At 52.2% G+C, this 25,485-nt stretch carries 17 protein-coding genes and 1 pseudogene; 4 read left to right on the forward strand and 14 right to left on the reverse strand.

Going from position 1 to position 25,485, the window contains the following annotated elements; translation table 11 throughout:
* Positions 1-14: 14 nt before the first annotated feature.
* The 5 genes from BMX22_RS11935 to BMX22_RS11955 form a co-directional block, all read right to left on the reverse strand.
* Complete coding sequence (locus BMX22_RS11935; RefSeq protein ID WP_074742663.1) at positions 15-659, reverse strand: hypothetical protein; 645 nt, start codon at positions 657-659, stop codon at positions 15-17.
* A 613-nt stretch (positions 660-1,272) separates the two neighbouring features.
* A complete protein-coding gene (locus BMX22_RS11940; protein WP_074742664.1) occupies positions 1,273-2,595 on the reverse strand; it encodes a carbohydrate-binding domain-containing protein in 1,323 nt (440 codons plus the stop codon).
* Positions 2,596-2,693: 98 nt separating this feature from the next.
* Positions 2,694-3,431 carry a DUF4956 domain-containing protein gene (locus BMX22_RS11945; protein WP_081349193.1) on the reverse strand — a complete coding sequence of 246 codons (738 nt, stop codon included), beginning with the start codon at positions 3,429-3,431 and terminating at the stop codon, positions 2,694-2,696.
* A gap of 1 nt (position 3,432) precedes the next feature.
* On the reverse strand, positions 3,433-4,224 hold the full coding sequence (locus BMX22_RS11950) for a polyphosphate polymerase domain-containing protein (RefSeq protein ID WP_074742665.1): 792 nt from the start codon (positions 4,222-4,224) through the stop codon (positions 3,433-3,435).
* 178 nt (positions 4,225-4,402) lie between these two features.
* Entirely contained in the window at positions 4,403-5,512 is a 1,110-nt protein-coding gene (locus BMX22_RS11955) for a GDSL-type esterase/lipase family protein (protein WP_074742666.1), read from the reverse strand.
* Positions 5,513-6,148: 636 nt separating this feature from the next.
* Here BMX22_RS11955 and BMX22_RS11960 point away from each other — a divergent pair.
* Entirely contained in the window at positions 6,149-7,069 is a 921-nt protein-coding gene (locus BMX22_RS11960; protein WP_074742667.1) for a hypothetical protein, read from the forward strand.
* Between the two features lie 541 nt (positions 7,070-7,610).
* Here BMX22_RS11960 and BMX22_RS11965 read toward each other — a convergent pair.
* From BMX22_RS11965 to pth, 4 genes are all read right to left on the reverse strand, one after another.
* The gene (locus BMX22_RS11965) at positions 7,611-8,585 is read right to left on the reverse strand and encodes a hypothetical protein (RefSeq protein ID WP_074742668.1); all 975 of its coding nucleotides are present in this window, start codon (positions 8,583-8,585) and stop codon (positions 7,611-7,613) included.
* A gap of 72 nt (positions 8,586-8,657) precedes the next feature.
* Positions 8,658-9,461 (reverse strand): hypothetical protein, encoded by an 804-nt coding sequence (locus tag BMX22_RS11970; protein WP_074742669.1) that lies wholly within the window; start codon positions 9,459-9,461, stop codon positions 8,658-8,660.
* A gap of 153 nt (positions 9,462-9,614) precedes the next feature.
* On the reverse strand, positions 9,615-13,082 hold the full coding sequence (gene mfd / locus BMX22_RS11975; RefSeq protein ID WP_074742670.1) for a transcription-repair coupling factor: 3,468 nt from the start codon (positions 13,080-13,082) through the stop codon (positions 9,615-9,617).
* 12 nt (positions 13,083-13,094) lie between these two features.
* Positions 13,095-13,721: an aminoacyl-tRNA hydrolase gene (pth, locus tag BMX22_RS11980; protein ID WP_074742671.1), complete on the reverse strand. Its 627-nt coding sequence runs from the start codon at positions 13,719-13,721 to the stop codon at positions 13,095-13,097.
* Positions 13,722-13,998: 277 nt separating this feature from the next.
* Between pth and BMX22_RS15890 the strand changes: the two genes are divergently transcribed.
* Entirely contained in the window at positions 13,999-17,019 is a 3,021-nt protein-coding gene (locus BMX22_RS15890) for an EAL domain-containing protein (protein ID WP_081349194.1), read from the forward strand.
* 143 nt (positions 17,020-17,162) lie between these two features.
* Here the strand turns inward: BMX22_RS15890 and BMX22_RS11995 are convergent, their stop codons facing one another.
* From BMX22_RS11995 to BMX22_RS12005, 3 genes are all read right to left on the reverse strand, one after another.
* Positions 17,163-17,837, reverse strand: a complete 675-nt coding sequence (locus tag BMX22_RS11995) for an SdpI family protein (RefSeq protein ID WP_074742672.1) — start codon at positions 17,835-17,837, stop codon at positions 17,163-17,165.
* Positions 17,827-18,105 carry an autorepressor SdpR family transcription factor gene (locus tag BMX22_RS12000; RefSeq protein ID WP_074742673.1) on the reverse strand — a complete coding sequence of 93 codons (279 nt, stop codon included), beginning with the start codon at positions 18,103-18,105 and terminating at the stop codon, positions 17,827-17,829. The genes BMX22_RS11995 and BMX22_RS12000 overlap by 11 nt, the downstream gene beginning before the upstream one ends.
* Positions 18,106-18,333: 228 nt before the next feature.
* On the reverse strand, positions 18,334-20,877 hold the full coding sequence (locus BMX22_RS12005) for a LamG-like jellyroll fold domain-containing protein (RefSeq protein WP_074742674.1): 2,544 nt from the start codon (positions 20,875-20,877) through the stop codon (positions 18,334-18,336).
* Positions 20,878-21,279: 402 nt separating this feature from the next.
* On the opposite strand from BMX22_RS12005, the pseudogene BMX22_RS16900 reads away from it, so the two are divergent.
* Both BMX22_RS16900 and BMX22_RS12015 read left to right on the forward strand, forming a co-directional pair.
* Positions 21,280-21,382: pseudogene (locus BMX22_RS16900) on the forward strand (AbrB/MazE/SpoVT family DNA-binding domain-containing protein); the annotation flags it as partial.
* 329 nt (positions 21,383-21,711) lie between these two features.
* On the forward strand, positions 21,712-23,025 hold the full coding sequence (locus BMX22_RS12015; RefSeq protein WP_074742676.1) for a dockerin type I domain-containing protein: 1,314 nt from the start codon (positions 21,712-21,714) through the stop codon (positions 23,023-23,025).
* A 590-nt stretch (positions 23,026-23,615) separates the two neighbouring features.
* Here BMX22_RS12015 and BMX22_RS12025 read toward each other — a convergent pair.
* Together BMX22_RS12025 and BMX22_RS12030 are read right to left on the reverse strand one after the other, a co-directional pair.
* Complete coding sequence (locus tag BMX22_RS12025) at positions 23,616-24,737, reverse strand: S66 family peptidase (RefSeq protein WP_074742678.1); 1,122 nt, start codon at positions 24,735-24,737, stop codon at positions 23,616-23,618.
* Between the two features lie 30 nt (positions 24,738-24,767).
* Positions 24,768-25,328: a flavin reductase family protein gene (locus tag BMX22_RS12030; protein ID WP_074742679.1), complete on the reverse strand. Its 561-nt coding sequence runs from the start codon at positions 25,326-25,328 to the stop codon at positions 24,768-24,770.
* Between the last annotated feature and the right edge of the window lie 157 nt (positions 25,329-25,485).

Here is a 25,485-nt window from a genome sequence, read left to right on the forward strand (position 1 = left end):
CTATTAGCCGAGCACTACACAACAAATGACTTCAACATTTGTCCGTACCTTTTTTCAAGCTCGGGAGCAGTGCTGCCGAAGCCGTGCGGGTCGGCGAAAAATGTCTTTACAGAGAGGTCGAGGTCGGAGATATAGCGTCCGATAGCCTCTCCTGCCTGTTCATCGGTGACCTCGCCCGCGTTGAGGAGCTTGCGGGTGAAGCTGCCGGAAGCGAGCTCCCAATCGGGATAGTCGTACCCCATTGCAGCCAGACGCGGGCTTTCTGTCTGTACACGGTAGAGGAAGAAGCTGTTGAAAAGCTTGATAAGTGCCTCGCTCTGCGTGCGTATCTGTACTTTCAGCGTGCCGAGGTACTTGTCGGGCGCCCGCTCCAGCTCGACCTTATAGCTGATCGTCGGACGATACTTGTATTCCAGCGCCGTCCGCATTGTCAGCAGCGAAGCGGAGCGCTGCTGCTGAACCTGCATCGCGCCTCCGATGAGCTCCTCGACATATGCGAATATATCGCGCATCCTCATCTCGGGAGTGACGCAGGACAGGCGTTCCGCGAGTATCTGATTGATGAGGTTCGAGCGGCTTGTCCCGAGCCGATAAGCCTGTTCGTCGACCGCTCTGATGACGTCGTCCATAAGGACGAGGCTGTAAACGCTTCTCTTCATAACTGCGCCTCCTTTGAATATATCATAGCATTGTATATATAATTTGTCAAGCGGATTATATAATCTTTCACGCAAGTTTCACAATGCAAAAAGATGCACCTCTTTCGAGGTGCGAAATGCGGTCCATACGATATAAAATCGTTTAGCACTGTCGGACCGAGCCATAGATATAGTTAAAATAAGTTATTGAGAATAGAAAACATGAAAAAATTACAAATGAAAGGGATTAGTTTTAATAAAAAACTAATTCTTTTTCTATGGCGAGCAGTTGAATTAATATCCAGTATCAAGCACATGAGAGGGGAGGGTACTTGATACCGAATACCAATTATCTTCAATTGCTGATATTATTATATAGCAGAAGAATCCACTTGGCAATAAATATTTATACACTCAACTATAAAATAGTGTACTTTTCAAGACTTTTTCGCGGATTTTATTGTTAATTTTTAATGAACAAGTTATTTGATACTGAACGTTCACAGTTTATTAATATAAATTGGATGTTCATTATATGTTCTAACATTGTTCTAAATTTGATAAAATAATTCGTGTAATTGTATGTACAAAAAGAAGAGCCGCAGGAAGCTTCGCTCCTGCGGCTGATCTTTATTTATCCGATCATGATCTCATTCTTTGTATCCTCGACCTCAAACTCGCCTGCGCTCTTGCCGTCGATACTTACCGACACCTTATCGCCCGTGCTCAGATCGGGGAGGAACATTACTGCCGACTTGAACTCCTTATGCGGAGTGAGCGTACCGACTTCCTTGCCGTTGACGAAGAAGGTCAGCTCGCTGTCAGCCGCACCGCCGTTCTTGAAACCGAAGCCGACATACGGAGCAGCCGAATGCATGGGCTCGGTGAACTTATTGCCCGCTGCGAAAACAGTACCGCCTGTGTAATTGAATACGGAAGCGTAAATGGAGTGCTTCTCCTCCTTTGTGCCGCCCGAGATGTGCATAGTACCGCCGTTTATGTTGATAGAGCCCGCAGCGTCGTCGCCGCCCTTGGCTTTGATACCGTTCGTGCCGCCGAAGATAGTCACATCGCCGTCGTTTACCGTTATGTCGTCGTTCGCGATTATGCCCGACTTGCGCGCATCAATGACATATGTACCGCTCTCGATGATGACGTCGTCATCGCTGCTTATTCCGTGGGAGGCGGTAGCAGTAACGAACAGCTTACCGTTGCCCTTTAGTCTGACGGTATCATTTGAGAATATTACACCGGTCTCGCTGACGCCTTTTTTGGGGATATCGCTGCTGACGTAGTTTACGGAGCCGTCCTTGGGCTTGATAGTACATTTCTTAGCCTCTCTGATGTAGATCGCGGGGAGCGAGCTGTTGGAGATATCCACGCCGTTGAGAACTACCGTGACCTTGTCCTCGGAAGCGCCCGTATCGACGATTATCTGTCCGTTTTTGACCGAGCCCGTGAAGATGTAGTCGCCGCCCGCACTGATAGTTACTGTCGCGCCGTCGACGGTGACATTTTCGCCTGTCACCTGCGGAGTGCTGCCGAGCGTTATCTCAGCCGTGTACTCCTTCACTTCTTCTCCCGCGGAGGTAGTTTCCTGCGTGGATGAGCCGCCCGAAGCCGCCTTTGTTGTCGCGGCAGAGCTGCCCGAGTTTCCGCCCGCCGCGCTTCCCGTGCTCTTTGCACCGTTCACGGTCGTGCCTGCTGTCTTGGTAGTTGCCGCGGTAGTCTTAGTGGACTTAGCGTCTGTCGTTTTGGCAGTAGTCTTGTCCGAATTTTTCGAGGTCGTGGCAGTCCCTGTGCCCATGGTCGTACCCGAAACCTCGGCAGAGGCGTCGGTCGTCACCGCGGCAGTGGTATCGGCGGAGTTCTCGCCGTCGGAGTCACTTCCGCACGAAACAGCCGAAGTCATCATAGTCAATACAGCCGCGATAGCGGCGAGCTTTCTGTAATTCATTGCAATTCTCCTCTATATGCGTATTTATGGAAATTGTCAGACTTTTAGTCTGACAAGCTCCACTATAATTTTTATTTAGGGGGGACAGAAATAATATTTCAGTTCTCGTATATCTTGTCGTCGTATCTGAAGAATACGAGGTTGATGGTCATATTTCCGTTGAGAGCACGCAGCTCGTCGATGAATTTTTTCTGGTCGATGTCATCGTTGACGTCAACAGAGTAGATGAGCTCGAACAGAGTACCGAAGTTGGTAGTCTTGACTCTTCTGAGCTTGTGATAGGTCGTGTACTTGCTGAGTACGGGTTCAAAAACGCCCTGATAGTCGAGGTTTTCTGGAATAGTTATCTTTAGTGTCATATGCTTTGACTTGCAGGTGCCGAAGCCTATCTCGCTGAGTGCGAACATCACGATACCGAGTACGATGAAGAATACGACCGCGAAGCCGATATAGCCGATACCGCACGCAACGCCCGTAGCCATTGCGTAGAAGATGTAGGCGATGTCTTTTGGGTCGCCCGCGACGCTTCGGAATCGGACGAGAGTGAATGCACCCGCGAGCGTAAGAGCGCCCGCCGTGGAATTGATGAGTATGAGTATCAGCGCGATTATCGGAGGGAGCATGATAATAGTCGTTACATAGCTCTGCGAGTAGCCCTCCTTGCGGTGAGTTGCGATATAGATGAGGCTGATGAGGAACCCGAGCACAAGAGCCGCTCCCACACATACGAAGAACTGACCCGCACCGACCGAGGTGTCGGAAGCTCCGTTTGTGAAGATGGAATCATCCTCAAGGTCATTGATAATATTGCCGAATAGGTTTAATGCCGTAAGCATTTCAAACACTCCTGTTCATTAAGATATTGTTCTTTACCACGGAAATGCCCGCGATGTAGACCTGCTGACCCGCAGAAGCCTGTTCCTTCACGAAGTTGGTATACGCCTTGCCGTACTTCGAGAAGCTTGTCTTGTAGATGCCGAGCTCCGAGAGCTTGCGGACGAGCCAGTCGGGCATCGAATCGCCGACCTTTACCTCCATCAGGCGCTGGTCTGGACGTATTATCTGATTTCCGTAGCTTGCATAGTCGAGCCCGAGGTCATATCGGCGCTCGGTTATCTTCCTGTCGAAGGTAAGGCGGAAGTCTTTGTTCTCCTTGCCGAAGAAAGCCTCGCGCTGGTAGCTGATATACTGCTTGGGCTGTATTGGATAGTGGTCGAGGAGGGCGTCCAGCTCAGCGAACACCTGCCCCGTGATATACTTTTTAGCCGCAGGCTTTTTGCGGGTCGCGAGGTACTCGGCGCTCTCCGCGAGAGTCATCGAGACGCGTCTTTTTGTAACGATGCCGCCTATCTTCTTCTTTATCTCGAGGAAAACGAGTGAATCCTCGGACGCAGGCGAAAAGTAGCTGCGCAGCCTTAATTTTTCCTTATAATACGGTTTTGAGAGGGATTCGCGGATGAGAAAGTCGTCGGGAGTATCGTAGTATATGTTATATATGCCGTATTCCTTGCCGCCTACGCAATACTTATCGGGCTCCATATACTTATGTATCTCCTCGGCGAGCGCATCGTACTGCTCCATATCGAGCAGGAACTTTATCTCTTTTCTTGCAAAGGTATTTATAGCCATACGCTTGTGAACGCGGCAGCCCGTTAGTACCTGACATCATCCCTGCCGCTCCACGCTCAACTCCTTTCGTGATTTTCTGTTTACATTATATCTGTCCAGTCTTAAAATAGTCTTAAAGTATTACCACAGAATTAGTAAACTGTCTGTATTTTTTGTGAAAGATTTGTGGAATCTTCTCTCAGTCGCCGAAAGGAGCCGACCTTCTCACAAGAAGCTTTCTCATCTGCACGAGGTCGAAGGTATCGAGCACACCGTCTCTGACGAGGTCGTAGTCCTTCAGGCGCTCGGCATAGGACTCCGCGGTCTGCTTGTCGCCGAGCAGATATCGGCTGAACGTCACGAGGTCGTTCACCATGATGTCCGTATTCTCGGGCAGGGCTGACGTCGAAGCTGTCTCGGTCGTGACCGCAGAAGTCTCCGCAGAAACAGCCTCACCGCTGAGGTAGCTGTCGAGCAGCTCGGTCCAGTAGTCTCCTATAGCTTTGTAGCCGTCGTTGTTCGGGTGAACACCGTCGAAGAGGAGCTCCGCTTTATTGTCGTCGGTTATCGTACTTCCCGCATAGCAGACGGCGATGTTGCTGTGCTCGCTTTTCATCTCGGAGCACAGAGCGGCTACTGCTTCATTGTAATCCTTGACAGCCTTGCCGACGCTGACCTCAACTGTCGCATCGTCATACTGAGTCTGCCAGTCTGCGGAGTGGCGGTAGTTGCCGAACCAGTCGCGCACACCCTCGCGGTTAGGCGAAGCGGCGGGAATGGTGCTGACGAATAGCGCCGAATCTTCGGGGATATTCGCCAGAATGAAGTCTATGAGCTCTCTGAGGTCGTTCACGCTCTCATTCAAATCATGGTTATCTATTATATTATTGGTACCTATCTGAAGTGTCACGATATCGGGCTGTTTTTCCTGAAGGCACTTGGTCTGCTGAAGCGTTTCGAGTATGCCGCTGCGTCCTGGATAAGCCTTTACCGCATAGCCGCTGTAGCCCGTATTCTCGTTGTCATACTCGAAGCTCTCGCCTGTTGCCGCGTCGGTATAGGTGGGAGTATAGCCGCCGTCCTTACTGCCGACCATGTCTATCTTGTAGCCCTTCTCAGTCAGCCCGTGGTAGATGAACTTGCGGTAAGAGCCCGAATATTCGGGCACATAGCCGTCCGTGATGGAGTCGCCTATGCACATTATTTTAATGGTGTCCGACTCATCGGCGAAGCTCTCGGCAGGCGCGGAGAGAAGTGTCAGGCTTGCCGTGAGAACTGCCGCTGAGATCAGCGGGATAAGCTTTCTCATATATTGCGCTCCTTTCGGGAGTAAGCGGAAAAGCGTCGGAAAAGACACGGTCCGAGCACAAAGAGGCTAAAATGTGTATATAAAAGTGTCATTTTCATCTCACTTATAATATCACAATCCGACAGAAATGTCAATTAAATGAAGCAGTATTAGTTGAATTTAAGCAAAAAAGAGTCTCCCGCAGGAAGACTCCGCAATATTTGGTTATCATCAGCCGTCCGAACTGTTGGTCCTGCTGTTTATCAGCGTGTACAGACAGGGCAGGGGAGCACTGTTCGGACCGCTGCTGCCGCTGCCGACCCGCACCTCCGCTGTAGAGAACGTGCCTTTTCCGTATCGGCGAAACGGCAGCTTAACTCTGTACTTGCAGTATAATTGTTTGCGAAAAAATTAACAAAATGTGCGCGGAGCGTTAGGCGAAAGCAGGACCATATTGCGCGGTTAGATGGTCGTTGCGGATGCACGGCGGGGACTTTTTATGCGGCTTTGATCCGAGTCTCTGATACAAATTGTATATTCTTTTCCGCCGCGAGTTACGGCAGGAAATATCGTCAGCTCAGCTCTTGCTATTTCGACAGATCTATGCTATAATGTATGCAAAGCACGCATCCAAAATGGTATAGGAGGAACAGCCGAATGAAAGACGAGCTTATCGCTTCCCTTCTGGGAACAGCTATGGGTACAGCAAACAACGTTGTAAATAAAGTTGCCGAGGACCACCGACGCACCCTCGAAAAAGAGGAGGCTATCGCCCGCGAGCAGGAGCAGACCAAGCGCGCCATAGCGCAGGAGGAGGAGCGTACCCGCCGCGAATTCGTGGAAAAGGGGCTCGATAAGAGGCATCGCGAGGAGATAAAGGAACTTCAGGCAAAGCGCGATGCTACGCCGATAGATACGGTATGCGAGAGCTGTACGGGTACTATGGAGATAGACAGACACAAGGGAATGATGTCTTGTCCCTACTGCGGACACACGGAAGTGCTCCCGCCTGTTCACTGCTATGACCCGCTTCTTGACGATAATGACATCATGGACTTAAAGCCCAAGACACAGCCTGTGATCGAGCCCGCAGCTCCGAAACATACGCCTGCGAGCGATCTGAAACAGAACACCACACAGAGCGGCGTCACGGTGGAAAAGCTCAACGTCAGACCGAACAAGTCGTTCAGCTCGGAGGCTATGGCGTCGAATATTTCGGGCGTTACGAGGCTTGCAACGGCAGCTGATAAAGCGGCAGCAGATGAAGTGCCGCTGCTGAATAAGGTCGTGAATACGGCAAAACTTATCGACACCAAGCCTGTTGAAGGCTTCGTCAAGCACGAGACCCGCGGACTTGTGATCTCGATAATCTCTATTATATGCGGCATTGTGGGGATCCTTACCTGCGGTGTGCTCGTAGTTCCCGAAATTCTGGGCGTTATTCTGTCGCTGATACCTATTGTCGGCGGCAAGGCGAAGTTCGGCAAGCTCAGCAAAACTCTTGCAACGATAGGTCTTGTGGCAAGTCTGTCGGCAGGTGCGCTCGTGTTGATGTCGGTGTTTATTCTCAAAAAATAAAGCAGGCTCCCGAGTTAAGGCGACACGTACAAAGACCGTCTGACGGCTTTGACGATGCTGCCTTAACTCGGGAGTTTTAATTGTTCCACGTGGAACATATGTTTCTGTGTGGCGTTTGTACTTGTGAAACACTGTTCTCGATTCTGTGAAACAGCTCGGAGCACGGCTCAACTCTCAGGTGAAAGCCATGCTTCGCTATGCTATTGGTTTAAACTGTGAAAGAACGAGTGGAACAAGTGTCTTGCAAATGCGCAGCATTTAAGCGTTTCACTTAAGGCAACACCGCACAAAGCCCGCCTGAAGGCTTTGTACTGGATATGCTTGCATATTTTCCGTCATCTTGCACAGAAATTCCTTGACATACGTCAGTATGCCTGCGGAATTTCTATACAATCTGACGAAAAATCTGTCGGCGCATCTCCAGCACAAGCTTTGTACGGTATTGCCTTAACGAAAAAGCGGGTCACCGAGCCGTAAACTTACGTTACGTTCCCTGTGACCCGCGGATCTGTCCGAAGGTGCTTCCTTCGGTGTTTACCTTTTAGCGCAGATCTGCTGCCATGCTCGAAGCCTCGGCTATTGCTTCCTCAGCCTTGGAATTTGCCTCTGCGATCGCTGCCTCTGCTGCTGCGATCCCGTCATCGACTGCTTTATCTACAGCTGCTTCCTTTTCCGAAGATAACGTCGCGTCAGCTTTTGACTCAGCCTCGGCAGCAGCTCCATCTGCCGCAGCAGGAGCTTCGCCAGCCGTCTTCTCTATCGGGAGAGAATTGCCCTCCTCATCGTAGAATACGATGTTGTCGATGTACATATTGCCTTCGTTCTGAGCTCCCCACCTCATTATGAGGAACACAGCTTCGTCCATAGCCTCGTCCCAGCACTGTCCGCCTGCTGCGAGCACGAATTTGAACTCAGCATGGGCTGCTCCCGACATATCGAAGTAGTATTCACCGCCGCTCCATTCACCGAACTGGTACCACTTGTCGCCTGCGACGTTTGCACCGCCGCCGCCGCCTATCCAGCCAGGAGCCTTGAGCTTTTCGCCGTCCTCATTTTCGTAGTCGGAGGCTGTAGCGTCTGCGTAAACGTCGAACTCGATCGAGCGCACTTTTGCTACGTTCTCGTGACTGAGAAGCTTTACCGCGTCTATCTGGATCTTCTGGACTGTACCGTTTGCGAAATTCTTTCCGTCATCGGTGAAGCGGAGCATCTTGTTGCCCTCGACCTCTACGACCTCCAGAGTTCCCTGTGCTGAGTCGTCATCGCCTGTCTTGGGAGAGGCAAACGAGAAGTCGCCGTCGTCAAAGGTGATAGTGTTGGGGTCGGTCGCCTCAACGGGCTTGGGAGGCTCGGGGGGAGCCTCGGTAGTTGCCTCTGTGGCAGCTACTGTGGAGGGTTCGGTCGAAGCTGTCGTAGTTTCCGAGCTCTCGGATGACGAGCCCTTGTCTCCGCAGCCTGCGGCAGCTGCAGCAAGAGTGAGAGTCAGTGCGCTCGCAAGTATTCTTTTGTATTCCATACTGATTATCTCCTTTCTATCATTAATGCCCCCTGCACGCAGAGGGCATTAATGCTTATCGGTCAGACTTTATCAGTCTTTCTTCCTTACTGCAAAAGCAGTAGCAGCAGCAAGTCCGAGTGCAGCGACTGCAACAGCAGCGCCTGCATCACCTGTCTTAGCAGAAGCCTCGCCTGCCTTCTTGGTAGTTGTTGTACCTGTGCCTGATGTAGTTGTCGTCGAAGTGCTTGAAGTTGTTGTCGTTTCGCTGCCCGTTGTGGTAGTTTCGGCAGCCTCTGACGTAGTAGAAGGTGCTTCAACGCCGTCATCGGTCTTGACGCTCTTTATCTTGATCTTGGCAGAAGTTGCAGCCAGGTCTCCGCCGTACTCGAAGATCGGGATATTTGTCTGGACATAGAGGATCTGAGCAGTCGCGGAAGGCTCGTCGAGCTTCCACTCGACTGTGTATTCACCGTCGCCTTTGATCTTGACGATCTCGTCAGCGGGGATCTTGCCGTTCTCGTATTCGCCCATGTGACGGCTCTTGTCAGCGATACCGCCGCAGAGGAAAGCCTCAAGGTCCTTGTCTGTCTCGGCGCCTTCAGCCTTGACCTTTGAATCGGAACCGATGCCCGAAACCTCAAATGTTACCTTAACATAGCCCGTGTAGGGGTTCTCGGTGTCTTCGGTGGGGATATCCGCAACCGCAGGCTGTGCCCACTGATTGAGGATATTTGCTCTGAGGAGCTTGCCGTCGTCGGAAGTGCCTGCGGAATTGCCCGAATCCGTGTACTTCACATCTCTCTCGGCGGCGAAAGAAGTTACACTCATTGCGCAGAGGGCAGAAGCGGCTACGACTGATGCAGCCATGGCTGCGAGTACCTTGTTCATCTTCATAAAAAAAACTCCTTACTTACGTGCGTATAAGCGGGGATAAACAGAAGAATGCGCACTTATTTTTATAAAAACATTCTAACATAAAAGCATTTTGTTGTAAAGCGGCGTTTTGCACAAAGTTGATAGCTGCTCTTAGTCCGAAACAGGCGGATTTCAACAGTTTTTTGCCGCCGCAGAGGCTATTATCCCGACTGCTTCCTTCATCATATCGAACGGACGCTTCTTAGGGTCTATTTTTACCGATACATAGGACTTTCCCGAGCCGTTGAAGGTTATCTTTCCCTTGTATGCCGCCGAGAGTGCCTGTATCTGCTCTATGGTGAGGTATTGGGTGTAGAAGTACATCTGCGCGTTCCTCTGCGATATCTCCGTTATGCCGAGATGTGCTGCCTTGTTGCGCAGGAGCGAGACCTCTATCAGTCCAACTACCGACTTGGGAGGCTCGCCGTAGCGGTCTATCAGCTCGTCTATCAGGTCGAACCTGTCCTCGTCGCGGGTGACGTGCATTATCTTCTTGTAGAGGTCGATGCGCTGATTGAGGCTGGTGATGTAGTCTTCGGGGATGTGCGCGTCTATCTGTATGTCAACAAGGCACTCGGGCACCTTCTCGGGCTGCTCGCCCTTCTCCTCGGCGATAGCCTCCGAGAGGAGCTGCAAGTACATATCGTAGCCGACAGCTTCCATGTGTCCGTGCTGACTGCCGCCGAGTATGCTTCCCGCGCCGCGTATCTCAAGGTCGCGCAGAGCTATGCGGAAGCCGCTGCCGAACTGAGTGAACTCGCGCATGGCATTGAGGCGCTTTGCCGCTATCTCGGTGAGCACCTTGTCGCGCTGATAGGTGAAGTATGCGTAGCCGCGGCGGTTGGAGCGCCCCACGCGTCCGCGGAGCTGGTAGAGCTGCGAGAGCCCGAAGCGGTCGGAATCCTCGATTATCAGCGTGTTGACGTTGGGGACGTCCACGCCTGTCTCTATTATCGTGGTGCAGACGAGTATGTCTATCTCATGCTCGACGAGCTGCTCCCATATGTCGCTCATCTCGTCCTCGCTCATCTGTCCGTGTGCGACTGCTATACGCGCATCGGGCAGGAGCTGCTGCAATCTGTCCGCGCAGGAGAGTATGCTCTCGACGCGGTTGTGTATGTAGTAGACCTGTCCGCCCCTGCGGAGCTCGCGCACTATCGCTTGTACGACCGTGCCGACGTTGTATTCGATGACGTAGGTCTGGACGGGGTATCTGTCCTGCGGAGGCTCTTCAAGCACCGACATATCACGTATGCCGCTCATCGCCATGTTGAGCGTTCTCGGGATGGGCGTCGCGGACAGCATGAGGACGTCCACGCCTGTGAAGGCCTCCTTGAACTTCTCCTTGTGCGCCACGCCGAAGCGCTGCTCCTCGTCGATTATGGCGAGTCCGAGGTCTTTGAACTTCACGCTCTTCTGGATTATCTTGTGAGTGCCGATGAGGAGGTCTATCCGCCCCTGCGCGAGCTTCTTCACTATCTCCGCCTGCTGCTTCGGCGAGCGGTAGCGGCTGAGGAGCTCCACGTTCACGGGGAAGTGCTCGAAGCGGCGCAGTGCCGTCTGGTAGTGCTGATACGCAAGTACCGTTGTCGGCGCGAGTATGGCGCACTGCTTGCCTGCGAGTATGCACTTCATCGCCGCGCGGAAAGCGACCTCGGTCTTGCCGAAGCCGACGTCCCCGCAGAGCAGCCGCTCCATCGGGCGTATGCGCTCCATATCCGCCTTTATCTCGGCGATAGCGGTGAGCTGGTCCTCTGTCTCGACGTAGGGGAAGCGCTCCTCGAAATCGTGCTGTATCTCGTCGTCGGGATAGAAGGCGAAGCCCTCGCTCTTCTCGCGCTTTGCGTAGAGCGCGATGAGTTCGTGAGCCATATCCTTGACCGCGCGCTTTACATTGCTGCGAGTTTTCTGCCACTCGCCCGAGCTGAGTTTGCTGAGCTTTACGCCGCTGTCCTCGCGCGGACCGATGTATTTCGACACCATATCGAGCTGCGTTACGGGGATGTAGAGCTTATCCGTGCCCGCGTACTGTATGGTGATGTAGTCCTTGATGACGCCGTCGAATTCGAGCTTGCGGATGCCGATGAAGCGCCCGATGCCGTGGGAGCTGTGTACCACAAGGTCGCCCTCGGAGATGTCCGCAAGGCTGCGTATCTCCTCCGCCTTGTTCCTCTTGCGGGCTTTGCGCTTGCGGACGGAGTCCATGGCACGTCCCTGCGTGATTAGCACGGTCTTGTTTTCGGGGTATTCAAAGCCGCTGCTGAGACTGCCCGACATGAGCGCTACGCGTCCAGCGCGGAGCTCTAAATCATCGGTCGCGATATCGCAGGGGATACCCGCGTCCTCCAGGTCCTGACGGATTATCGGGAGTGTCTTCTCGCTGCCCGCGCAGAGGAGTATGCGGTACTTTCGCGCTTTGTAGTCGGTGATATCCTCGATGAGCTGCTTCAGCTCGCCGCCCCAGAAGGCAGTCTGCATCGCCTCAAAGCTGACGAGGCGGCGGAAGTCGATGCGCTCGCCGCTCTGGACGAAGTTGCTCATATACAGGCACGGCTTCTTTTCGGCGATGTGCTGTATCTTCGCGAGCTCGAGGCAGTAGCCGTCAAGTCCCTTGCAGAGCTGCCCGTCCTCCATGAGCAGCTTGATATCCTCAGTGTAACGCGCCGTTATGCCCGCTGCGGTGTCCATGACGTTGGAGTAGTCGCTGAACAGCACCGCGCCGTCGATGTAGTCGAATACCGTCGAGGGCTCGCCGTAAACGAGCGGGTAATACTTCATTCCGTGGGCGAGTATCTCACCCGCGCGGAGTCTGCGGACGTCGGCGCCGAGGTGCTCGCGTATCAGCTCCATGCGCTTGCCGCGAGCTTTCTTGCAGAGCTCCTCTACCTTGTCGGCAAGCTCGGCGCAGTCGTAGAGTATCTCTCCTGCGGGGGATATCTCCGCTTTTTCGAGCTTTACGTCCGAGCGGCGCTGTGTGTCTGTCTCGAATTCGGAAATGCTCTCTATCTCGTCGCCCCACAGTTCGATGCGTATGGGCTTATCCGACTGAACGGGGAAGATGTCGATGATGTCGCCGCGGACAGAGAACTGCGAGGCGCCCTCGACCTTCTCCGAGCGCTGATAGCCGCTCCGCGTGAGGGAGAGGCAGAGCTTGTCACGGTCGATCTCCTGCCCTGACGTGAGCTCTATCCCTGCCGCGATCAGGGTTCCGACGGGGATAACAGGCTGCATTACGGCTTCTATGCTTGCACATATCACACGGCAGCTCCCGCGGACAGCCCTCGCGAGCGCCGACACGCGCATATACTCGTACTCGCGGTTCGCACTGTCTACGGGCGTGAAAACGAGCTCCTTCGACGGGAAGAGGACTGCCGCTTCGCTGCCCGACATCATGTTGATGTCGTCGCAGAGCTTCTTTGCCTCCGCTTCCGTACCCGTGATCACAAGGTCGACTTTCCCCGTATCTATGGCGTTTATGAGCTGCGCCCTGTGTATATGCGAAAGACCCGTCACGGAGACGGGTGAGATGTTTTTTTCTATTGCCTCGCGAACGCTCTTATAGCCTGAGAGTTCGCGGAAAATGTCCGTAAATAGCTTCATATCTTTCCCCTGTCAGGAATTGTATTTGTTCATCGCTTCATCGGTCTTGCCCTGTACCATGAGCTTTATGCACTCGCAGGCGTTTTCGGCGGCTTCTTTCAGCTTTGCCGCGTCCTCCTTGCCGAACTTGCCGAGTACCCATTTTGCGAGGTCGTAGTCGGGGTGAGGCTTCTTTCCGACGCCCATTTTTATACGAGGGAAGTCGTCTCTGCCCGTGAGCTCGATGATGCTCCTGATGCCGTTGTGACCGCCGTGACTGCCCTTGCGGCGTATGCGGAGCCTGCCCGGGTCGAGCGAGATGTCGTCGTAGATGACGATGAGGTTTTCGGCGTCTATCTTGTAGAACTCCAGCGCCTGCACAACGGCTTCGCCGCTGTTGTTCATATACGTCGTCGGTTTGAGCAGCAGACAGCGCTTGTCTCCGATAGACGCCTCGGCAGTCTTGCCCTTGAAACGGAGACGGTCTATCTTCACGCCGAGCTGCTCCGCAAGCGTATCTATCGTGAAAAAGCCCGCATTATGGCGGCTCCCTTCGTATTCGAGCCCTGGATTGCCGAGCCCGACTATCACATACTCTATTTTACCTCTTGCCGCTGTCGAATTTGCGGAAATGCGGTCAAACACGTCAAAAATGCTCATTCTATCTCTCCTTGAAAACTGCTTGTATTACTTCGGCAGTATTATACCGATTGATTCTCCGTCGGTCATCTGGAACACATTGTATTATACCACATATCCGCAAAAATAGCAAGTGCTTCAGCGGGATGCCGCGGGCAGTGTATCCGCGGATCGCTGTATTGGTGATCTGTTTTATCGGTTTTGACGAAATTGAATAGAAGCGTTCTTATTGTTGACAAATTACCGAAAAAATTGTATAATAGTCTTACCAGCTTTGCTATTGAGAGGAGGCGATGCTATGGAGCGTAAGGATATGATCTTCAATAAGATCGCAGAGGCACTGCTTATCGACTATACAAGCGTTTACTATGTCAATATCGTTACAGGTGAGTATCAGTGGTATTCGGCAGACCCCGAATTCCACTCGCTGAAGATACAGCAGCACGGCGACGATTTCTTCGCCGACCTCGTCCGCGATGCCGATCTCGTCGTCCATGAAGATGACAAGCATATCTTCATGGAGGATTTTAAAAAGGAAAAGCTCATTGCCGCTATGAAAAACGGTTCTATGCAGAGTATCGTCTACCGCCTTATGATCGACGGCAAGCCCGTGTACCACAAGCTCAGGTTCATTCGCAGGAGCGACAGCGACTACTGCATCCTCGGCGTCATCAACATCGACAAGGAGATCCGTATGGAGCAGGAATCGGAAAGGCTCAAAGCTGAGCGCGTCGTGTTTGACCATATCTCAGAGAGCCTCGCTATGCGCTATGACCTCATCTGGTATGTGAACAGCGAGGATTCTACCTTTCAGACGCATTCCCGCGGTAACTTTTTTTCCGATCTCAACCTTAAAGAAACAAGCAGCAACTTCTTTGAGAATATCGTAAGCGTTGGCAGCAAGATAATCCACCCAGAAGACAGGGAACGCTTTTTTGCTGTCGTTGACAGGGATAACCTCCTGTCTGCCCTCGAGACGAGAAAACAGGTCGTGGTAGATTACAGGCTCCTCGTCAGGGGCTTCGTCCACTATAAGCGACTGACCGCCATGTGGGCAAGCGACAGGTTCCACCTTATCGTCGGTGTCGAGAATACCGATGAGGAGGTCAGGAAACTGCACGCACACGGTATGGCGCTCAGCCACGCAAACGAAATGGCGCGCCGCGATGAGCTCACAGGTGTCAAGAACAGGACCGCTTTCCGTGAGCTTGAGGAGTCGGTGCAGAAGAGTATGGACAACGGGGCGAGCTATATGCCTTTTGCGCTCGTGCTGTGTGATATAAACGGTCTTAAACTGACCAACGATACCCTCGGGCACAAGGCGGGCGATGAGCTCATTCGTGCGTCGTGCAGACTGATATGCAATGTGTTCACGCACAGCCCTATCTTCCGTATCGGCGGAGATGAGTTCGTTGCTTTCCTCGGAAGCGATGACTACCACAACAAGGAGGACCTCTACGAACGCCTCTGCGACCAGGTGCGCGATAACCTCAACAGGAAGGAAGGCCCTGTGGTCGCCTCGGGTATCGCGGTGTTCGAGCCGCAGAAGGATAAGAAGTTCGCGGACGTTTTCAGCCGCGCGGACGCTATGATGTATGAGGACAAGAGACGACTGAAATCAGGTTATTACCTCCGCGACAGAAGGCCTGTGATGATACCCGAGGATGAAAAGCGAAAGCTCGATGCCCTTTTCAATGCGTTTGAGATAGCTTCGGAGGGCGCCTATGTGTACCTCTGTGATATGAGATATGACCTCTCGCACTGGTCAAAGGCTGCGGTGAACAGCTTTGGTCTGCCCTCGGAGTATATGTACGGGGCAGGGGATATCTGGGAAGAGCACATACACCCCGATGACAGGGCTGCCTACCGTGCGGGCATCTCCGATATCTTCTCGGGCAACGCCTCGGGACACGATATGCAGTACCGCGCGATGAAGCACAACGGTGAGTATGACGTATGCACCTGCCGCGGTGTCGTTCTCCGCGATGACAAGGGAAAGCCCGAATACTTCGGCGGCGTTATCAGGAACCATGCCATTCAGGGCCATATCGACACGCTGACAGGGCTGAGAAATCAGTACGGCTTTTTCGACGACTTGCAGTCAAATATGATAAAGCATAACAAGGTCCGTGTCGGAATGATAGCTATTAACAAGTTCTCCGAGATAAACGAGGTCTACGGCTACCGATTCGGAAATAAGGTGCTGCAGAAGTTCGGCCGCTATCTCTTCGAGCACGTCGGCAACAACGGCTGTGCCTACAGGCTCGACGGCACAAAGTTCGCCGTGATATCAAAAACTCACAGCGCGGACGAGTTCCGCGAACGCTATAACGATATGCGCAATCATTTCCGCAAGGGCTTTTCTATAGAGAAAAAACAGATGATACTCGAACTCAGTTCGGGTATGATGTGCGTCGATAACTATGAGATAGACCAGCAGACTGTATATGCGTGTCTTAATTTCGCCTACAGCGAGTCAAAACTGAGACGGCAGGGGGAGATGGTTGAGTTCTACAATGACCTCAACGAGAACAACCGCCACCGCATCGAAAAACTCTACGAGATACGCGCCTCGATAATGCAGAACTACAGAGGCTTCTACCTTATGTATCAGCCCGTCGTCGATGCGGAGACAGAACAGCTCGTCGGCGCAGAGGCTCTGCTCAGGTGGAGGAGCGACGAGTTCGGTATGGTGCCGCCCGATCAGTTCATCCCTGTCCTCGAAAAGGATCCGCTCTTCTGCGAGCTCGGGCAGTGGATACTCAGGACCGCTGTCAACGACGCAAAGCGCATTATGGAGAAATATCCCGATTTCGTCATGAACGTGAACCTCTCCTATACTCAGCTCGAAAGACTTGATTTCGTCGAGATGGTGCTGAGAACGCTGCGCGAGGAGAACTTCCCGCCCGACCACCTCTGTATGGAGATAACCGAGCGGTGCAGGCTGCTCGATATGCGCCTGCTCAAAAATGTCATCGTCAATCTGCGCGGTCATGGAATCCGGATAGCGCTCGATGACTTCGGTACGGGATTTTCGTCGGTCGGGCTCGTGAAGAACCTGCCGTTCGATACTATCAAGATAGACCGCAGCTTCGTCCTCAGGATCGAGGAGGACGAGAAGGAGCGCGAGCTCGTTAAGTCGTTCGCGGGCGTAGCTACGACATTCGGCGCAAAGGTTTGCGTCGAGGGTATCGAGACTGCCGAGATGCGCGATATCTTGCGGGTGTTCAATATCCATAGCTTCCAAGGTTACTACTACGGCAAGCCGCTCGAACTCGGGGACTTCCTTATGTGGAAGCCTAAAAAAGCTGAAGAATAAAAAACGGGTGTGACAACGTCACACCCGTTTACTGTTTTCACAAAGGTTGTATTGTTACGGAATCTGCGGGGAGCTTTTCCCGCGATAGCATAATCGTGAAATACGATGCGGCAAAGCTTGCACGGAGCCTCTGCGTTCTATGCTCAGTCGTTCCTGTGGCAGTAGGCGTATATTGTCGGTATCACTACCGCTATCGTCGGTGCGGTAAGAGTCAGCAATACAAACGGTACTGTGCTCCTTATCTCACAAATCAGAAATACAAACGCTGCTGCTATCATTAATATGCCGACTATCACCATTATACGTCCGCTGAATCTGTGGGTCTTGTCCCAGCACTTCTCGTTTTTCAGCGTCCACGGCAGCTTTATCCCGAGCGTCTTGTTCTGGCGCACCGTCGGCATATAGTTCCCTATTACCGCGAGCATCAGTCCCAGCATCATCGGTACCAGTACGTCAAAATTTGCGGGTATCCTCTCGCCGAGCTCGGCTCCCGAGTGCATTAGGAGGAGTATGAACCAGCTCATTCCTACGCACATCACCGCTATCAGCGACACGATTATCGTCAGCGGCTTCCTGTTCTTATCGCTGTTTCCTTCCTTGCTCTCTCCGAGCAGACAAAGCGGGAATACTATAGCCATTATCGCGGGTGCTATCATTCCCGTCCAGCGCGAGCCTATGCGGTCACATATCAGCGAGGCGTTGAAGTGTACGGGGACGCGCTCGGGCAGCGTCAGTATGAATATCGCCGAGGCGATGAGGTTTATGATAACTATGGCGATTATTACGGATGAAAGCCTCTTTAATGCGTTATTTTTCATTGTCTTCTCCTTTCATGCCAAATACGGCGGCTATTCCTTTCAGGAAGTCCTGAAAGACTGTGGTGTTGAGTTTGTAGGTTATGGTCTGCTTCTCCTTTTCAGACGTGATGAGTCCCGCTTCACGCAGTATTTTCAGGTGGTGGGAGACAGTTGCATTCGATATCTCAAAGCGGTCGGCTATCTCGCCAGCTGTCATCTCGCCGCTTTGCAGCATCGTCAGTATCTCGCGCCTTGTCGGGTCTGCCATTGCATTCCATACATCTTTCATGGGGCTACCTCCTTTATTTTGATGTTTGTCTAAATAGCTGCTATTTTTTTAGACGGTATTTTGATATCCGTCTAAATATACTATACCACACTCTTTCTCATTTGTCAAGAGGTATTTTGATAATTATCGAAATATTTTTTGCTCTCCCTGTCGGGCGGCTGTGCGGGCAAAAAGTTCCTCCCGATATCAATTGATAACGGGAGGAAGTATTGTTGTTCACGATAGATATTATTTGGCTTTGACTATTTCCTTTCTCATTGCAATAAGGTCGAAGGTGTCAAGTCTGCCGTCTTTGCAGAGGTCGCCTGCCTGACAGTCAGCGAGCTTTGCGTCGGAGACTCCGAGCAGCCACTTCTGCATGAGCACAAGGTCAGCGACCGAGAGCGTACCGTCTGCGTTGACGTCGCCGCTGACTTCGGGGCTGCCGCCTATTTCCTCCGCGGTGAGCGCGCACCTGTATATCTTCAGGTTGTCGATACTGCCCTTGAAGCAGGTGTCTTCGGCGTAGAATGACTTGCCGATACAGCAGGTCGTACCCGCACCCATATCTGCAAGCTGACCGTGAGTTTCCGTGGTGTGCAGGACTTCTTTGCCGTCGAGATAGAGCTTGGTGTCAGCGCCGCTGACCACGAGCGTGCAGTTATGCCATTGCGTGCCGTCGAGCGCGTATTTCAGCTCTGTCTCATCACGCCATGAATCGGTAGTTGCCGCGAATCGGAACAAGTCCTTCGCAACGCGGAAAAAGACGTATTTTTCATTGTCTCTGCCTGCCGCAAATGTGAAGAAATCTCCCTCGGACTCCGACTTTACGTCCATGCTTACGGTGTAATCGCGCAAGCCGTCGAGCATCCCTGCGGGGAAGGTACCGTATGCCTCGTCACTGCCGTCAAGATAGAGCACTTTGCCGTGCTCGGCGTCCTGCTTCACAGTCGCTCCGCTGCTGAGAAGGAGCATTCCCGTGCCGTTCTCGAAGTCGATATTCTCGTAGAGACGGGGAGGCTCGGCGGCTCCGACGGGAGTACCGTAGACCTTGACCTCGTATACGGTCGGCGTGTACCAGTTGTTGTTGGGATTGTTCTGGAGCGTGGCGTTCTGAACGTTCAGCCGCACGTACCGTGCCTTGCCCGAGAGCATATCGCTGTTGAAGCCGTAGGTCTTGCTGACTTCCTCGCTGTTCTTGTCCGTGTGGTCAAGGAGCTTTGTCCACTTCTCTCCGTCAAGGCTGCCCTCGACTGTGTAGGTGTAGTAGCCCTCCGAGCCCTTGCAGATGTACCACGAGGTCTGGATGTTCGAGAGCTCGCAGATGCGTTCGAGGTCGACCTGTAGGTAGAACGGCCATTTTTTGTAATCGCCGATAGCGGTAAACGAGGTCTGATACGAGCCGTCGAAAGCCTTGGCAGGGGAGCTGCTGCCCTTTGCCGCGAGCGACGATGAAGCAGGTCTGTCCTGCGAGAGAAGCTCGCCCTGCTGAACGGGGAAGAGGTCGCCTGTGGATGTGTTGTATTTGAAGTAAGGATAGTAGTCGTAGAACGCGAAGCCGTTGTCAAAATATAACGGACAGAGCGTGGTGCCGCTCGTGGACGATGCTCTCAGCCAGCGGTAGGCGTGCATGAGGTAGTTCTTGTCCTGCATATTGACTATCCAGCCCGACTGCGACGAGAATGTCGACGTATTGCCGATACTGCGAAGCTCGCTCCACTCGCCGCGGAGGTCATCCGTTACGCTGTAGGCGCCGCTGCTCGGGTACCAGCCTGCCGCCTGAGATGTGAACAGGTAGTAGAAGCCGTCCTTCTTGACGAGGTTCGGGAACTCGCGGTACTGATCCTCAAACAGCGTGGTCACGACCTCCGTGACGTCGCTGTAGTCGTCGTTCATGCGGAAGATGTACATGGTCGCGTTCGCGCCCTGTCCCTCCTTGTTGGCGGCGGCAATAAGGTAGCCTGCGCCGTCATCATCAAAAAAGATAGCCATGTCGCGCACCTGAATGCCGAGCGGATTGTATACGTGGTGGACTGTGAACTGTCCGCCAGGAGTTCCCGTAATGACAAGCGCCTTGCCGTCAGAGTAGCCGTCGGGCTTCTCCCAGTGAGCCCATACTACTACCTTGTTTTTCGCGGGTATGTAGTCGATGTGGACGGACTCTATCTTGCAGCTTTCAAGCATGGAATTTTGTGAGCTGTCTGCAACGTTACGCTCATTTCCGAAACGCTTGCCGTCCGCGGAGGTGGTCTCTGCAAGGTAGATGTCGTTCTTGCCGCTGTGCTTTTTCAGTGAGTAGCTGTAGTACGTGCTGCCGACTTTGTAGCCGCTTGTCTCGTAGACGAGGCTGCTGCCCTTCTGATTGTCGTAGGTGCTCAGTCCCGACGGCAGGGCGCAGGGTTCGAGCGACTTTACGGACGAGTAGCTTTCCTTGCCCTTGGACGTGACCTTGAGCTGATAGTAGTAGGTCGAGCCCGTCTGCATATCGTCGTCTTCGTAGGATGTGCCGCTGCCCTCATATACGGGGATGAAGCCGTCATCGGGCGAGGTCGAGCGGTAAAGCGTGTAGCTGTCGGCTGACAGTGTGGTCGCCCATTGCAGGGCAGCGTGGTCAGCGGCGCTGCCGTCAGCAACGCAGAAGAGATTGCCGACAAGTCCTATATCCTCGGATACTGCGCTCGATGCCGATACTGCTTGGGAAGTTGTGCTGCTGCCATATCCGCCGACAGGGAGCAGCAGAGCCGCACTGCATATGATTGCCGCGGCGCGTTTTAGTATTCGTTTTTTTAGCATTGTTTCACTCCTTTGTATGATTTTGGCTGTCAAGCATATTATAGCACGGCGGAAGATGGATTACAATACTATTTAAAAAGTTAAGATATGCCTGACTGTTTCCAAAGTCTTTTTGTTTATCATGGGTCCTTGTTAAATTGTGTTTTTCTCGGTCTGTGCCATAAAAGTTTTCGGAATGGTCTGTCAGCACTTAAATGTTCCGTCGCCTGCTTTTTATGGGGACGCTGTCCTCCTCGGGCTCGCCCTCGCTGTCGAGGGGAGAAACTCACTCGGATCTTCCGTGATACCCCTTCCATTTTTTTATTTTTTATCGACACATTGACGGTGACACTTTTTCGCATAATCTCACCATTTTCGGAAATACTAACCTCACAAAATCAACTGATCTTGGGAGGTTATTTTATGAAAGCAACAGGAATCGTACGAAGAATAGACGACCTCGGACGCGTCGTCATACCAAAGGAGATACGCCGCACTATGCGTATCCGCGAGGGCGACCCGTCACTGACAGTGTTGACACGGGAGATGGATTTTTGTATGGCGCTGCTCGAAATGGCAGGAAGACTACATATCAATTTGGGAGATACTGCCAACCAAAAATCGGTTTGAATTTGCAGATCGTACGCATCCGAGACGGGTACGGAAATATCAACTGTTGAGATCCGGCGATTTGACGAGTTGATAACGGTTGGGGCTCCCCTCTGTGCGCTTCCCTTTGGCAGCGGTATGATGTGATTTGTGCAAATAAACGAAAACTATATTTGTATGAAACCAAATGAAGATATTCAGGGTGTTATAGATATAAAGGGATTAACAAATAACGGAGGTGTCTTTATGGGCATTTCTTTATTGAAAAGAATAATGTCACTCGCGGCTGCGTTTTTTGTTGCACTCCCTGTGCCTATGGTATCTGCTGCGGAAAAAGTTTCCGATGATATCTTCTATGATGATTTCAGCGGCTTGGTGCTTGATACGGACAAATGGCTCATCGCCGAGAAGAATTGGGGCGGAACGCCTGATTTCGAGCAGACCGGATTCGTGGCGGACTACGCTAAGATAACGCCTTTCCACGAGAGCGGCGACTCTCCACAGTACGAATCCTACCCTGACAACGGTCGGGCTGACGCGGAACTGCCGAAGGGCTGGCTCCTGTGGCACAGCTACAAAAACTACTCCGACCTTGACAGCAAGCTGTTTCTGCGTACTCCTGACGGAACAGTTGAAACAGTCAGCGACGATTTCATTCACGCGATGAACGGCTGTTTCGGCAGGTCTCCTGAGCAGTTCGCTTTTATGGCGATAGACAAGGATGCCGATGAGTGGGATATTTATCTCTCCGACCACGGAGAAATTACAAATATCACCCCGAACAGTGGCTTCCGCAACGAGGATCCGAAGTTCTCTCCCGACGGAAAAACTATCGTCTTCAAGCGCGGTCACCGTGACACCAATGCAAACGATTTTGTCTATGATCTTGCCCTCCTTGACGTTAAGGCAATGACGGTCACGATGCTGACCGATGACACCTCTGAGGAGGCAATGCCGTGCTTTTCCGAGGACGGAAAGTACATTTACTTCGCACGATATACTAACGGTATCGGCTCGATTTGCAGGCTCGACCTGAGCACAAAAACGTCCGAGACTGTTTTTGGCGAGAATGGCGTGAACGCCTATTATCCGATCGTCGGCGGCGATAAGCTTTACTTCACGAAATGGTGCTCCGCGGATAATCACTGCGACACAATAATTTGCTGTGACGGCGGGAAGATAACCTCCTTGCCGTTTGATTCAGAGATGTTCGACTGTTCGGACGCCTGTCCGATCGGCGGCAAAAAAATGGTGTTCAGCAGTACTATGAACGGCGGCTATGACCTGTACTATTATGATGGCTCGCGTGTTTCTCCGCTCACGGAACTGAACTCTGACAAGAATGAGCTCGGTGCGGACTTCTTTGCATTCGATTCAGTCATGGGTGATGTCAATGCAGACGGCGAATTCAATATCGCAGACCTTGTTATGTTTCAGAAATGGCTGCTCGCTTCACCTGATGCAAAGCTCGAAAACTGGCAGAATGCTGACCTTTGCATGGACAGTGTTCTTGATGTATTCGACCTCTGCCTTATGAGGAGAGAATTGGTCGAGAGATGATAAAATACAGGAAATAGGACCGCATCATATGGTTGATGACAAAATCCTATCAAGCTTTTTCAAAAAGTAATCACGAATATCCTGTATGACCTTCTGCTTTGCGGTTGCTGTAAAACAGGAAACGATTGGAAGTGTATAAAAAGCTGAGCATTCATTAAAACTTTTCCATTCGGTAAATTCTTATGAGGAAAATGAAAAGCTGTGAAGCGGAGAAATACCGCTTCACAGCTTTTGTGCCGTATAGACTGTTGTGTATTATTCGATAGGAAGCTGAGGCTTCTTGGGATTGAACGGGTGGGCTTTTTCATGATCGGCGGCAGCGGACGATAATTCTTCAACACTTGCCTTGCCGAAATACTCTCTGCGCCATTTTGTGTAATCAAACCGTTCACTCAGGATATAGGATATAAAACGCTCGGTTTCAATCGTTCCGAGATGTTCAAACAAGCAACCATGTCAGAGCAAAAAAGTCAATGACAATTTAGCCTGTTTACATGGAGGCTATTGTGAAATAGTGGCTGCATAAAGCATAGAAATTTTTTGCGGAAGATAATCTGAAATCGAGAGTGAGGTATTTGCTTTTTGTGGCGTTACAGCAGGACTATCTCCTGCTTATTCGCGTCTGCTCGGGCGGCTGCTCCGTAGGGGAGTATTGCTCTCGGCGTTGCATGACCGAAGTTGACGTTGTAAAGTATGGGCAGCTCGGGGTCGTTTACCGCCTCGCGCCATATATCCTTGTATTCTTCGTAGTATTTCTCGTCTATCGGTTTGCCGACGATTATTCCGCTGACGTTGGCGAATATGCCCTCCGCTTTGAATGCTTCGAGGTATCGCCTCAGCACCTCGGGCGGCGGAGCTTCCTCGCTCGTCTCGGCAAAGAATATCTTGCCCTTCCACTCGTCGGCGCGCGGAAATATTTCATACCTGCGTATTATTTCCGACTGCCGTCTGAAATCGTCAGCAAGTCCTGCGACAAGTTCGCACGCGGGCGCTATCAGGTCTCCGAGCTGTTCGAGCGCGTCCGAGAGGAGCATCTCTCCCATGCTATCTATGCAGCCGCCGAGCAGCTCGCCCTCAAAGACAGGACTGCCTTGCAAGAGCTCGTAGCCGCGTGTCTCTTTATGCGACAAGGGCTTTGTTCCGAGAGCGGCGGGAGAGAAGTCCGTTCTTTCGCTGTACCACGTATCGGCGGGAGTTATCCTGCGCCCGTGATACGGTGCGAAAAGGCTCTCGAACTGAGCCTCGGAGTAGGGGAGCATCTCGCCCGAAAGCTCCGCGATATCACACATGAAGGCTTGTCCGTAGTAGGTCTGCAAGCCGAGTCTGTGAAACATGAAGTGGTTGTGGGTGGTGTCGGAAAAGCCGAGAAACAGCTTTGGGTGGCTGCGGACGGCTTCTTTGAATCCCTCGTCCTCCATGAGATACGGGAATGTGCGGAAGGTCTCGACTCCGCCTATCGCTGTGATGACCGCCTTTATCGAATCATCGAGGAAGGCCGCTTTGAGATCGGCTGCGCGGGCTTGCGGGTTCGCAAGTATGTATTCCGTGCCCTTGAGCGCATTTTCCGTGAACACGGGGTCAAGTCCGAATCGGCGGAGACGGGCAAGTCCTGTCTCCTTGGTGTGGGCGCAGTACGGCTCGCCGATAATACCGTTCGACAGGCTTATTACAGCGACTTTATCGCCTTTTTTTAGCGGTTTCGGTATGAGCATCGCTTTTCTCTCCTTCGTGCATTCGGACTGTCATTCAAACTTTCTGCCTATGCTGCGCGCATTGGCTATGCTGCCGCCGATTGTTCGGTAGGTCTTGGAAACTGTATCGTATGTGACAAAGCCTGCCTTGCCGTAATCGACCTTTCCGTCGGTCAGGACGCTGTCGTCTGCCTTCAGACCTACGACCTCCGCTACTACTCTCGTCTCGCCGAATTCCTCCTGAATGTCTATCGCTCTGCACTCTATGGCTACGGGAAGCTGCTCGATTATCGGGGCATTCACCTTGTCCGACTTCGTGACCGTAAAGCCGCATTTTTCAAGTTTGTTCTCCACGCTGTTGCCCGACACTACGCCTACGTAATCGCAGGCGGCTATCTGCTCGGCTGTGGCGAAAGCTATGGTGAATTCCTTGTTCAGCCTGATATTCGCTGTGGTCTTGTGCGAGCCCGCGAGGCTGACGGATATCTGTGTCATGCCTGCCTGACCTCCCCATGCCGCATTCATGGCATCGGGTTTCCCGTTGGCGTCGTATGTGCCGATGATGAGTACGGGCAGCGGTGCAAAAAAGCCTTTTTCAAATGACTGTTTCATTGTTTTAGTACCTCCGAAATTGTTTTTGAGATGATTTGTCTGCTCTCTGAAAATAAGTATATCATATCAGGAAAGAATCGTCAACGAATAGGGGCGGCAAAGGGGAGCCCCCTTTGGCGGTTTCGCAGGATACCGAATATGTACCGTAAATTTACGG

This window comes from Ruminococcus sp. YRD2003, from assembly GCA_900109435.1.
GTDB classification, from domain to species: Bacteria; Bacillota; Clostridia; order Oscillospirales; family Ruminococcaceae; genus Ruminococcus; species Ruminococcus flavefaciens_G.

Bases quoted from the DNA above. Each gene is read 5' to 3' on its own strand.
- BMX22_RS11935 (WP_074742663.1), bottom strand. From the start codon at position 659: ATGAAGAGAAGCGTTTACAGCCTCGTCCTTATGGACGACGTCATCAGA.
- BMX22_RS11940 (WP_074742664.1), bottom strand. From the start codon at position 2,595: ATGAATTACAGAAAGCTCGCCGCTATCGCGGCTGTATTGACTATGATG.
- BMX22_RS11945 (WP_081349193.1), bottom strand. From the start codon at position 3,431: ATGCTTACGGCATTAAACCTATTCGGCAATATTATCAATGACCTTGAG.
- BMX22_RS11950 (WP_074742665.1), bottom strand. From the start codon at position 4,224: ATGGCTATAAATACCTTTGCAAGAAAAGAGATAAAGTTCCTGCTCGAT.
- BMX22_RS11955 (WP_074742666.1), bottom strand. From the start codon at position 5,512: ATGAGAAAGCTTATCCCGCTGATCTCAGCGGCAGTTCTCACGGCAAGC.
- BMX22_RS11960 (WP_074742667.1), top strand. From the start codon at position 6,149: ATGAAAGACGAGCTTATCGCTTCCCTTCTGGGAACAGCTATGGGTACA.
- BMX22_RS11965 (WP_074742668.1), bottom strand. From the start codon at position 8,585: ATGGAATACAAAAGAATACTTGCGAGCGCACTGACTCTCACTCTTGCT.
- BMX22_RS11970 (WP_074742669.1), bottom strand. From the start codon at position 9,461: ATGAAGATGAACAAGGTACTCGCAGCCATGGCTGCATCAGTCGTAGCC.
- mfd (WP_074742670.1), bottom strand. From the start codon at position 13,082: ATGAAGCTATTTACGGACATTTTCCGCGAACTCTCAGGCTATAAGAGC.
- pth (WP_074742671.1), bottom strand. From the start codon at position 13,721: ATGAGCATTTTTGACGTGTTTGACCGCATTTCCGCAAATTCGACAGCG.
- BMX22_RS15890 (WP_081349194.1), top strand. From the start codon at position 13,999: ATGGAGCGTAAGGATATGATCTTCAATAAGATCGCAGAGGCACTGCTT.
- BMX22_RS11995 (WP_074742672.1), bottom strand. From the start codon at position 17,837: ATGAAAAATAACGCATTAAAGAGGCTTTCATCCGTAATAATCGCCATA.
- BMX22_RS12000 (WP_074742673.1), bottom strand. From the start codon at position 18,105: ATGAAAGATGTATGGAATGCAATGGCAGACCCGACAAGGCGCGAGATA.
- BMX22_RS12005 (WP_074742674.1), bottom strand. From the start codon at position 20,877: ATGCTAAAAAAACGAATACTAAAACGCGCCGCGGCAATCATATGCAGT.
- BMX22_RS12015 (WP_074742676.1), top strand. From the start codon at position 21,712: ATGGGCATTTCTTTATTGAAAAGAATAATGTCACTCGCGGCTGCGTTT.
- BMX22_RS12025 (WP_074742678.1), bottom strand. From the start codon at position 24,737: ATGCTCATACCGAAACCGCTAAAAAAAGGCGATAAAGTCGCTGTAATA.
- BMX22_RS12030 (WP_074742679.1), bottom strand. From the start codon at position 25,328: ATGAAACAGTCATTTGAAAAAGGCTTTTTTGCACCGCTGCCCGTACTC.